Genomic DNA, 10,172 nt, shown 5'->3' on the forward strand with positions numbered 1-10,172 from the left:
CGCAGGCTCTTAAAGTGCCTGAATCCGTGCCATCCGACGCGGCCGGGCGGCCGGCGTGCGCTGTCCTGTCAACCTTGGGCGGCGACCCGCTCCGTTTTGCTTTGAAGCTTGTTCAGAGCGCTCAAATATGCTTTCGCCGAGGCGACGACGATATCGGGGTCTGCCCCCACGCCGTTCACCACGCGTCCGGCATGTTGCAGGCGCACCGTCACTTCGCCCTGGGATTCTGTGCTGCCGCTGGTGATCGCGCTGACCGAATACAGCAGCATTTCCGCCCCACTTCCGACCTTGCTCTCGATCGCCTTGAGCACCGCGTCGACCGGCCCGTTGCCATCGCTCTCGGTGCGGTACTCGACCTCACCCGCAGCGAAGACGACCTGCGCCTGCGGGCGTTCACCGGTCTCGGAGCGCTGCGCCAGCGCCACCAGCCGGTAGTGCTCCTGGTCCTGGGTGACCGACTCGTCCATCACCAGCGCGATGATGTCTTCGTCGAAGATCTCGGCCTTGCGGTCGGCCAGGTCCTTGAAGCGGACGAAGGCGGCATTGATCTCCGCCTCCGACTCCAGCACCACGCCCAGTTCCTGCAGCCGCTGCTTGAACGCATTGCGGCCCGAGAGCTTGCCCAGCACGATCTTGTTGGCGCTCCAGCCCACGTCCTCGGCGCGCATGATCTCGTAGGTGTCGCGGGCCTTGAGCACGCCGTCCTGGTGGATGCCCGAGGCATGCGCGAAGGCATTGGCGCCCACCACCGCCTTGTTGGGCTGGATCACGAAACCGGTCGTCTGCGACACCATCTTGGACGCCGGCACGATCTGCGATGGATCGACCCGCACCTCCAAGCCGAAGTAGTCGCGGCGCGTCTTCACCGCCATCACGACCTCCTCCAGCGAGCAGTTGCCGGCGCGTTCGCCCAGCCCATTGATCGTGCACTCCACCTGGCGCGCGCCGCCGATCTTCACGCCGGCCAGCGAGTTGGCCACCGCCATGCCCAGGTCGTTGTGGCAGTGGACGCTCCAGATCGCCTGGTCCGAGTTCGGCACGCGCTCGCGCAGCGTCTTGATGAACTGGCCATAGAGCTCGGGGATCGCGTAGCCGACGGTGTCCGGGATGTTGATCGTGCGGGCGCCCTCGCGGATCACCGCCTCGACGACACGGGCGAGGAACTCCGGATCGGAGCGGTAACCGTCCTCGGGCGAGAACTCGATGTCGTCGGTCAGGTTGCGGGCGAAACGCACCGCCTGGATCGCCTGCTCCAGCACCTGCTCACGGGTCATGCGCAGCTTCTTCTCCATGTGGAGTTCGCTGGTGGCGATGAAGGTGTGGATGCGTCGGCGTGCCGCGCCCTGGAGCGCCTCGGCGGCGCGGGCGATGTCGCGGTCGTTCGCGCGCGCCAGCGAGCAGACGGTGCTGTCGCGGATTGCGTCGGCGATCGCCTTGACCGCCTCGAAGTCCCCGTGGCTGGCCGCCGCGAAGCCGGCCTCGATCACGTCCACCTTCAGCCGCTCCAGCTGCCGCGCGATGCGCAGCTTCTCGTCCTTGGTCATGGACGCGCCGGGCGACTGCTCACCGTCGCGCAGGGTGGTGTCGAAGATGATCAGCTGGTCGGACATGGGATGCTTCCTTGCGATGGCGGCGCGGGCCCGGTGATCCGGGCCCCGGTTCGCGAGTTTAGGCGGCCGACGGGCCGCCCCGGCGCCTCAGGCGGCGATGCGGTCAGCGAGCTTGAGCACGCCCCGCTGCGAGGCGCGGCGCAGGCCCGAGACGATCGCCTTCAGCGAGGCCGAGGCGATGTTGCCGTCCATGCCGACGCCGAACAGCGTCGCCTCGCCCACCCGCAGTTCCAGGTAGGCGACGGCCTGCGCATCAGCGCCGCTGCCCATCGCATGCTCGTGGTAGTCAAGCACCCGGACCTGGGTCTTCAGCAGCTTGTTCAGGCCCTCCACGAACGCGTCGATCGGCCCCTTGCCGTGGCCATCGATCCTGACCATGCGCACGCAGAGATCGGCCTGCGCCTGCACGCGGGTCTGGCCGTCCTCGGCGGTGTCGATCTGCGGGTGCAGCGCCGGCGCCTGCTTGACGCCGTACTCGCGGTCGAAGATGCGCCACAGATCCGCCGCGCCGAGTTCCTTGCCGTTCGTGTCCATCACGCCCTGGACGATCTGGCTGAATTCGATCTGCAGGCGGCGCGGCAGCTCGATGCCGTATTCGGCCTCGAGCAGGTAGGAGATGCCGCCCTTGCCCGACTGGCTGTTGACGCGGATCACCGCCTCGTAGCTGCGACCCAGGTCCTTCGGGTCGACCGGCAGATAGGGGATCTCCCAGATGTCGCCCTCCTTGCGGGCGGCGAAGGCCTTCTTGATCGCGTCCTGGTGCGAACCCGAGAACGAGGTGTAGACCAGTTCACCCACATACGGGTGGCGCGGATGCACCGGCAGCTGGTTGCAGTGCTCGACGCAGCGACGGATTTCGTCGATGTCGGAGAAGTCCAGGCCCGGATGCACGCCCTGGGTGTACAGGTTCAGCGCGACGTTGACCAGGTCGAGGTTGCCGGTGCGCTCGCCGTTGCCGAACAGGCAGCCCTCGACGCGGTCGGCGCCGGCCATGATCGCGAGCTCGGCAGCGGCCGTGCCGGTGCCACGGTCGTTATGCGGATGCACCGACAGGATCACGCTGTCACGAGACTCGATATGACGGCCCATCCACTCGATCATGTCGGCATAGATGTTGGGCGTGGAATGCTCGACCGTCGTCGGCAGGTTGATGATGATCTTGCGCTCGGGCGTCGGCCCCCAGGCGGCGGTGACCGCATCCACCACGCGCTTGGAGAAGCTCAGCTCGGTGCCCGAGAACATCTCCGGCGAGTACTCGAAACGGAAGTCCGTCCCGGTCTCCGCGGCCTGTCGATCGGCCATGTCGCGGATCAGCTTCGTGTGCGTGACGGCCAGCTCGACGATCTCGTCCTCGCTCATGCCCAGGACCACGCGCCGCATCACCGGCGCGACCGCGTTGTACAGATGCACGATCACGCGTTTGGCGCCGACCAGCGACTCGAAGGTGCGCTCGATCAGCGGCTGGCGGGCCTGTGTCAGCACCTGGATCGTGACGTCGTCGGGGATGTGGCCCTGCTCGATCAGCAGCCGGACGAAATCGAAGTCGGTCTGCGACGCGGACGGAAAACCGACTTCGATCTCCTTGAAGCCGATCTTCACCAGCATCTGGAACATGCGCAGCTTGCGCTCCGGGTCCATCGGCTCGATCAGCGCCTGGTTGCCGTCGCGCAGGTCGGTGCTCAGCCACAGCGGCGCCTGCGTGATCTGCGCGTCGGGCCAGCGGCGGTCCGGGAGGGCGATGGGGGCGAAGGCGCGGTACTTGGTCTGCGGTTGCTTGAGCATGGAAGCGTTCCTGGTGGGTTCAGGGGCGCAACTCGCAGACTCTCCAGAAACAGAAACGGCCCGCTGCGAGTTGCATTCGGGCCGTTGATCTGGGATGAGCGTCTGGATGGACGGACGTGCGCGATCTAGCGAACCCGAGGTTCACCTAGTAGTAGCAGCGAAATGCCGGAGGCATTGCTGGTGGAGGCGGACACGAACGTCATGGGCGTCGAATATAGGGGCGCGGCACGACAGGCGTCAACGCGGATGGGCGAATGCACGCGCCGCAAGCATTCGCTATCGGTGAAGGCCCGCTTCATCCGGCTCGTCGGTCGACATCGCGATCACGCTGGCCGGCTTGCCCTTGGCGCGCCGCACCGCGTAGACGATGTAGCCCGAGATGCCATAGGCGCAGAACACGCCGAACAGCACCCGCGGCGGGTCGATGTTGATCGCCGCGATGGCTAGCATGATCACCACCAGCACGATGAAGGGCACCGAGCGCTTGAAGGTGATGTCCTTGAAGCTGTAGAACGGCGCGTTGGTCACCATCGTCAAACCCGCGTAGAGCGTGAAGCCGAAAGCGAGCCAGGCCAGCGACGGATCTCGATGGATGTCCTTGTAGCCGGCGCTGTCGAGCGCCCAGATGAGGCTCATCACCAGTGCCGCGGCCGCGGGGCTGGGCACGCCCTGGAAGAAGCGCCGGTCCACGACCGCGATGTTGGTGTTGAAGCGGGCCAGGCGCAGCGCCGCGCCGGCGATGTAGACGAAGGCGGCGAACCAGCCCCACTTGCCCAGGCCCTGCAGCGCCCAGGAATACATGATCAGCGCCGGGGCCGCGCCGAAGGACACCATGTCCGACAGCGAATCCATCTGCTCGCCGAAGGTGCTTTGCGTGTTGGTCATGCGCGCGACGCGGCCGTCCAGGCTGTCGAGCACCATCGCAGCGAAGATGCCGTAGACCGCCTGCTCGAAGCGGCCGCCGATGCCCATCACGATCGCGTAGAAACCGCTGAACAGCGCGGCCAGGGTGAAAAGGTTGGGGAGCAGGTAGATGCCCTTGTGGCGCGGGCGCTGCGGGGCGTCGAGGGCATCCGCCTCGTCCTCGTCGAGCAGGTCCACGTTCTTGTTTTCGGTCGAATTCATGGGGCGCGAGGATAACTCACCACATCAATGGAAAAGGCCGCGCGGTGCGACCCGCGCGGCCTTCTGGACTGATCTGACGCGATCTGCGCGGATCAGTTCTTGGACTTGTCGACCAGCTTGTTGGCCTTGATCCAGGGCATCATCGCGCGCAGCTGCTCGCCGACCTGCTCGATCGGGTGCTCCGCGGTCAGGCGGCGGCGGCTGATCAGCGTCGGGGCGCCGGCCTTGTTCTCCAGGATGAAGGACTTGGCGTACTCGCCGGTCTGGATGTCCTTCAGGCACTGGCGCATCGCTTCCTTCGTCGCGGCGGTCACCACGCGCGGGCCGGTGACGTACTCGCCGTACTCCGCGTTGTTGGAGATCGAGTAGTTCATGTTGCCAATGCCGCCCTCATAGATCAGGTCGACGATCAGCTTGAGCTCGTGCAGGCACTCGAAGTAGGCCATCTCCGGCGCGTAACCCGCTTCGGTCAGCGTCTCGAAACCCGCCTTGATCAGTTCGACGGCGCCGCCGCACAGCACGGCCTGCTCGCCGAACAGGTCGGTCTCGGTCTCTTCACGGAACGAGGTCTGGATGATGCCGGCCTTGCCGCCGCCGTTGGCCGCGGCATAGCTCAGGGCCAGGTCGCGCGCCTTGCCGGTCTTGTCGGCATAGACGGCGATCAGGTGCGGCACGCCGCCACCCTGGCGATAGGTGTTGCGCACGGTGTGGCCGGGGGCCTTCGGGGCGACCATCCACACGTCCAGGTCCTCGCGCGGCTGCACCTGACCGTAATGGACGTTGAAGCCGTGGGCGAAGGCGAGCGACGCGCCTTGCTTGATGTTCGGTTCGACGTCCTTCTTGTAGACGTCGGCGATCTGCTCGTCCGGCAGCAGGATCATGACCACATCGGCGGCCTTCACCGCCTCGGCGATCTCGGCGACCTTCAGGCCGGCTCCTTCGGCCTTGGCCCAGGACGCGCCACCGCGGCGCAGGCCCACGGTGACCTTCACGCCGCTGTCGTTCAGGTTCTGGGCATGGGCGTGGCCTTGTGAGCCGTAGCCGATGATGGTGACGTTCTTGCCCTTGATCAGGCTGAGGTCGGCGTCCTTGTCGTAATACACGTTCATGGTGGTCTCTCCGGGGGAAATCAGTACAGGGGGTTCAGTGAAGCGCGCGTTCAGACGCGCAGGATGCGTTCGCCGCGGCCGATGCCGCTGGTGCCGGTGCGCACCGTCTCGAGGATCGCCGTGCGGTCGATCGCATCGATGAAGGCATCGAGCTTGCTGGCGTCGCCGGTCAGTTCGATGGTGTAGGTCTTCTCGGTGACATCGATCACGTGGCCGCGGAAGATGTCGGAGGTGCGCTTGAGCTCCTCGCGCTCCTTGCCGACGGCGCGCACCTTGATCAGCATGAGCTCGCGCTCGATGTAGCGGCCCTCGGTCAGGTCGACGACCTTGACGACCTCGATCAGCCGGTTCAGGTGCTTGGTGATCTGCTCGATCACGTCATCGCTGCCGCTGGTGACGATGGTCATTCGCGACAGCGACGGGTCCTCGGTCGGCGCCACGGTCAGGCTCTCGATGTTGTAGCCCCGGGCGGAGAACAGCGCCACGACGCGCGACAGCGCGCCCGGCTCGTTCTCGATGAGCAAAGCAATGATGTGTTTCATGGAATCTCGTCCTTCGCGCTCTTCAGACCGCCGGCGGTAACCGGGCGGCCCTTGGCCACGCTCTTCGATTCAGGGAATGGGCCGGATCGCTCCGAGCGGTTCAGGCCGTCCGCCGCCGGTCGCGCCGCACGCGGTAACGCGCGGCACGCCGGACACGGCTTCAGGCCGTCGCCAGTCTCAGAGGTCCTCGGACCCCAGCAGCATTTCGGAGATGCCCTTGCCCGCCTGGACCATCGGCCAGACGTTCTCGGTCGGGTCGGTGCGCACGTCCAGGAAGACGGTGCGGTCCTTCAACCGCATCGCCTCGCGCAGCGCGGGCTCGACATCCGAAGGTCTCTCCACCAGCAGTCCCACATGCCCATAGGACTCGGCCAGCTTGACGAAGTCAGGCAGCGCATCCATGTAGCTGTGCGAGTAGCGCTTGCCGTAGTCCAGCTCCTGCCACTGCCGCACCATGCCCAGGTAGCGGTTGTTCAGCGAGACCACCTTCACAGGGGTCTTGTACTGCTGGCAGGTGGACAGTTCCTGGATGTTCATCTGGATGCTGCCCTCGCCGGTGATGCAGAACACGTCCGCCTCCGGCTTGGCCAGCTTGATGCCCATCGCATAGGGCAGCCCCACGCCCATCGTCCCCAGACCGCCGGAGTTGATCCAGCGGCGCGGCTCGTTGAAGCGGTAGAACTGCGCGGCCCACATCTGGTGCTGACCGACGTCGGAGGTGATGTACGTGTCGCGGTCGCGGGTCAGGTTCCACAGCGTCTCGACGACGTGCTGCGGCTTGATGACATCCGTCGAATGCTTGTAGGCCAGGCAGTCGCGCTTGCGCCAGTCGTTGATCTGGCTCCACCAGGCGTTGATCGAGTCCGCGTCGGGTCGTGCCTGCGCCTCCTTGATCTGCGCGATCAGCTCCTGCAGCACGTCCTTGACGTCGCCCACGATCGGGATGTCCACGCGCACGCGCTTGGAGATGGACGACGGGTCGATGTCGATGTGGATGATCTTGCGATCGACCGACGCGAAGTGCTTCGGATTGCCGATGACGCGGTCATCGAAGCGCGCGCCCACGGCCAGCAGCACGTCGCAGTGCTGCATCGTCATGTTGGCCTCGTAGGTGCCGTGCATGCCGAGCATGCCGAGGAAGCGCGGATCGGTGCCGGGCATCGCGCCCAGGCCCATCAGCGTGTTGGTGCAGGGATAGCCCAGCAGTTCGACCAGCTGGCGCAGTTCGGCCGTGGCCTCGCCCAGGATCACGCCGCCACCGGTATAGATATAAGGCCGCTTGGCGCCCATCAGCAGTTGGACCGCCTTGCGGATCTGGCCGCTGTGGCCCTTCTTCACCGGGTTGTACGAGCGCATCTCCACACGCTCCGGGTAGTGGAACGCGGTGCGGTTGAGCGAGACGTCCTTGGGGATATCCACGACGACCGGGCCGGGCCGGCCGGTGCGCGCGATGTGGAACGCCTTCTTCAGCGTCGTGGCGAGATCGCGGACATCCTTGACCAGGAAGTTGTGCTTGACGATCGGGCGCGTGATGCCGACGGTGTCGCACTCCTGGAAGGCGTCCAGCCCGATGGCGGGCGTCGGGACCTGACCGGTGATGATCACCATCGGGATCGAGTCCATGTACGCCGTCGCGATGCCGGTGATCGCGTTGGTGACGCCTGGGCCGGAGGTCACCAGCGCCACGCCGACTTCGCCGGTCGCCCGGGCGTAGCCGTCGGCGGCGTGCACGGCGGCCTGCTCATGACGGACCAGCACATGCTGGATGGCGTCCTGCTTGTAGAGCGCGTCGTAGATGTAGAGAACGGCACCGCCTGGATAGCCCCAGAGGAACTTCACGCCTTCGGCCTGAAGACTCTGAACCAGGATTTCGGAGCCATTCAGTTCCTGTCCGGAACTGACGGAATGGGGGTGCGGTTGTGAGCGAGCTTCCGTGATCGCTGCACGTTTGATGTCCGCGGCAGACATGTCCATATGTCGAACCTCTGAGATTTTCTCTGACGAAAAACCATCGGTGCTTCTCCTCTCGCCCTTGTGAGGCGGACTTGAAACGTCGCGTCAAAAACAGGGGCGCCCGGGTCGGGCGGCCTACTTGAGACAAAAACTGCGGTGTGCGAGGGGCCGATTATGCACGCAAACCCGCGAAGACTCGGGCACCGGTGGCGATCTGTAGCGCTGGTGCGATAATCCGCGCCGTTTTGCCTGCCCGACCGCCCTTTCCGGCGCCAGCCCATTGGCCACAGACAAAGAACTCAACGACTTTCTCAAGACCGTCGACCGGCGCGCCTTCAAGCGCACCGTGTACATGGTGCGAGACGAGGATGCCGCACTGGACATCGTCCAGGACGCCATGATCCGGTTGGCGGAGAAATACTTCGATCGCCCGGCGGCGGAGCTGCCGCTGTTGTTCCAGCGCATCCTGTCGAACGCGACGATGGACTGGTTCCGGCGTCAGAAGGTCCGCAACGCGGTTTTCAGCAACCTGTCGGATTTCGAGGGAGGCGAGTCCGGCGAGGACTTCGACCTGCTGGAAATGCTGGAAACGCAGGAAGGCTCGATGGGAGCCCTGTCCGCCGCGGACGAGGTCTCGCGCGTTCAGGTGCTGGCCGCCATCGAACAGGAGGTTGCAGCATTGCCCGCGCGTCAACGGGAAGCCTTCCTCCTGCGTTACTGGGAAGAACTCGACGTTGCCGAAACGGCGGCGGTCATGGGTTGCTCGGAGGGCAGCGTCAAGACACACTGCTCCCGCGCCGTGCATGCGCTGGCCAAAACGCTGAAAGCCAAGGGAATCTCGCTATGAAGAAGAACACGCCAGGAACGCCGCTGCCGCTGGAGGCGGACGCGCGCGTGACCCGTTTCGGCCTCCGCGTCGCTGCGGGTTTGACGGAGCAGAGCGAGACCCTGTCCGGAGACATCCAGGAAAGATTGCGCTTCGCGCGTGAGCAGGCGCTCGCCAAGGCAATGGCCGCACGCGCCGCCGCACCGACCCGGACCGCGTCCGAAACCCGCCATGTGGGCAACGCCACCCTGGCCCTAGGCGGCGGCGAGAAGACGCCGCGCTGGCGCAAGGCCGCGGCGCTCCTGCCCCTGGCGCTGCTGCTGGGTGGGCTGCTGCTGATCCAGCACAGCCAGTGGTACGAGCAGATCCGCAGCGCGGCTGAACTCGACACCGAGATGCTCTCCAAGCCGCTGCCTCCCGCGGCATACAGCGACCCGGGCTTCCGCGAGTACCTCAACGAGACTCCGAATGATCCGAGCAACGCCAACAGCCCAGACGAGGGCGAGAAGTCCGACGAAGCGAAATCGTCGCAGTGAGGCGGCGCGTGGCCCGATCGTTCTGCCTCTCTTCGAGTCTGCTCGCCCGTCTCGGCGTTTTCCCTGATTTCTCGACGATGCGTCGGCTGATGACGACTGCGGTCTGCGCCGCGTTGGCCTGTGCTTCCGCCTCGGCGCAGGAGGGCGAAGCTTCCGCACCCGCACCCTCCTCTGTCGCCTCCTCCTCCCCGCCGCCCTCGGCGTCCGCTGCCGTGCGACCCGCCGCCCCCGGCGTGCTCGTCGCCAACGTGAATTGGGCGTCCCTGAGCGCTTCGCAGAAGGAAGCGCTCGCCCCCTTGTCGAAGGAATGGGACCAGCTGGACGGCGCCCGCAAGGGCAAATGGCTGGAAATCGCCGCCCGCTATCCGACGCTCCCCGCCGAGCAACAACGGCGGCTGCGCGAGCGGATGGTCGAGTGGACCCGCATGTCGCCCGCCGAGCGCCAGCGCGCGCGCATCGGATACCAGCATGCCGGCGAACTGCGCGCCCCTGAGCAGGAATCGAAGCTGCGCGAGAAGTGGGACGCCTATCAGGCGCTGCCCGCGGAGAAGCGCCAGCGCCTGGCCGAGCGCGCAGCCGAGAAGGCCTCCGCCGCCGGCCGCGATGTGCCGGCCTCCGCCGTGTCGCATCGTGCCAAAGCTCCGATCCAGCGCGCACCGCTGACCGCCGCCACCGGGCCGACCATCGTC

Annotated in this window: 9 protein-coding genes; 3 read left to right on the top strand and 6 right to left on the bottom strand. The window is 66.0% G+C overall.

Going from position 1 to position 10,172, the window contains the following annotated elements:
- Positions 1-68: 68 nt before the first annotated feature.
- The 6 genes from CS062_RS15380 to CS062_RS15405 all read right to left on the bottom strand — a co-directional run bounded on the left by CS062_RS15380 (position 69) and on the right by CS062_RS15405 (position 8,142).
- Positions 69-1,610 (bottom strand): 2-isopropylmalate synthase, encoded by a 1,542-nt coding sequence (locus CS062_RS15380; RefSeq protein ID WP_099862483.1) that lies wholly within the window; start codon positions 1,608-1,610, stop codon positions 69-71.
- Between the two features lie 87 nt (positions 1,611-1,697).
- A complete protein-coding gene (leuA, locus tag CS062_RS15385; protein ID WP_099862484.1) occupies positions 1,698-3,392 on the bottom strand; it encodes a 2-isopropylmalate synthase in 1,695 nt (564 codons plus the stop codon).
- A 276-nt stretch (positions 3,393-3,668) separates the two neighbouring features.
- Positions 3,669-4,517 (bottom strand): CDP-diacylglycerol--serine O-phosphatidyltransferase, encoded by an 849-nt coding sequence (pssA, locus tag CS062_RS15390; RefSeq protein WP_099862485.1) that lies wholly within the window; start codon positions 4,515-4,517, stop codon positions 3,669-3,671.
- A 92-nt stretch (positions 4,518-4,609) separates the two neighbouring features.
- A complete protein-coding gene (gene ilvC / locus CS062_RS15395; RefSeq protein WP_099862486.1) occupies positions 4,610-5,626 on the bottom strand; it encodes a ketol-acid reductoisomerase in 1,017 nt (338 codons plus the stop codon).
- A gap of 50 nt (positions 5,627-5,676) precedes the next feature.
- Positions 5,677-6,168, bottom strand: a complete 492-nt coding sequence (ilvN, locus tag CS062_RS15400) for an acetolactate synthase small subunit (protein WP_099862487.1) — start codon at positions 6,166-6,168, stop codon at positions 5,677-5,679.
- A 177-nt stretch (positions 6,169-6,345) separates the two neighbouring features.
- Entirely contained in the window at positions 6,346-8,142 is a 1,797-nt protein-coding gene (locus CS062_RS15405; protein ID WP_099862488.1) for an acetolactate synthase 3 catalytic subunit, read from the bottom strand.
- 259 nt (positions 8,143-8,401) lie between these two features.
- On the opposite strand from CS062_RS15405, the gene CS062_RS15410 reads away from it, so the two are divergent.
- The 3 genes from CS062_RS15410 to CS062_RS25855 all read left to right on the top strand — a co-directional run.
- Entirely contained in the window at positions 8,402-8,968 is a 567-nt protein-coding gene (locus CS062_RS15410) for an RNA polymerase sigma factor (protein ID WP_091722747.1), read from the top strand.
- On the top strand, positions 8,965-9,483 hold the full coding sequence (locus tag CS062_RS15415; RefSeq protein WP_099862489.1) for a DUF3619 family protein: 519 nt from the start codon (positions 8,965-8,967) through the stop codon (positions 9,481-9,483). The genes CS062_RS15410 and CS062_RS15415 overlap by 4 nt, the downstream gene beginning before the upstream one ends.
- A gap of 8 nt (positions 9,484-9,491) precedes the next feature.
- The coding region (locus tag CS062_RS25855) for a DUF3106 domain-containing protein (protein WP_143742359.1) at positions 9,492-10,172 on the top strand (681 nt) is incomplete at its 3' end.

Source organism: Roseateles chitinivorans, assembly GCF_002761755.1.
Taxonomy (GTDB): Bacteria; Pseudomonadota; Gammaproteobacteria; order Burkholderiales; family Burkholderiaceae_C; genus Roseateles; species Roseateles chitinivorans.

Coding starts and splice junctions, on each gene's coding strand:
- CS062_RS15380 (WP_099862483.1), bottom strand. CDS start 1,610: ATGTCCGACCAGCTGATCATCTTCGACACCACCCTGCGCGACGGTGAG.
- leuA (WP_099862484.1), bottom strand. CDS start 3,392: ATGCTCAAGCAACCGCAGACCAAGTACCGCGCCTTCGCCCCCATCGCC.
- pssA (WP_099862485.1), bottom strand. CDS start 4,517: ATGAATTCGACCGAAAACAAGAACGTGGACCTGCTCGACGAGGACGAG.
- ilvC (WP_099862486.1), bottom strand. CDS start 5,626: ATGAACGTGTATTACGACAAGGACGCCGACCTCAGCCTGATCAAGGGC.
- ilvN (WP_099862487.1), bottom strand. CDS start 6,168: ATGAAACACATCATTGCTTTGCTCATCGAGAACGAGCCGGGCGCGCTG.
- CS062_RS15405 (WP_099862488.1), bottom strand. CDS start 8,142: ATGGACATGTCTGCCGCGGACATCAAACGTGCAGCGATCACGGAAGCT.
- CS062_RS15415 (WP_099862489.1), top strand. CDS start 8,965: ATGAAGAAGAACACGCCAGGAACGCCGCTGCCGCTGGAGGCGGACGCG.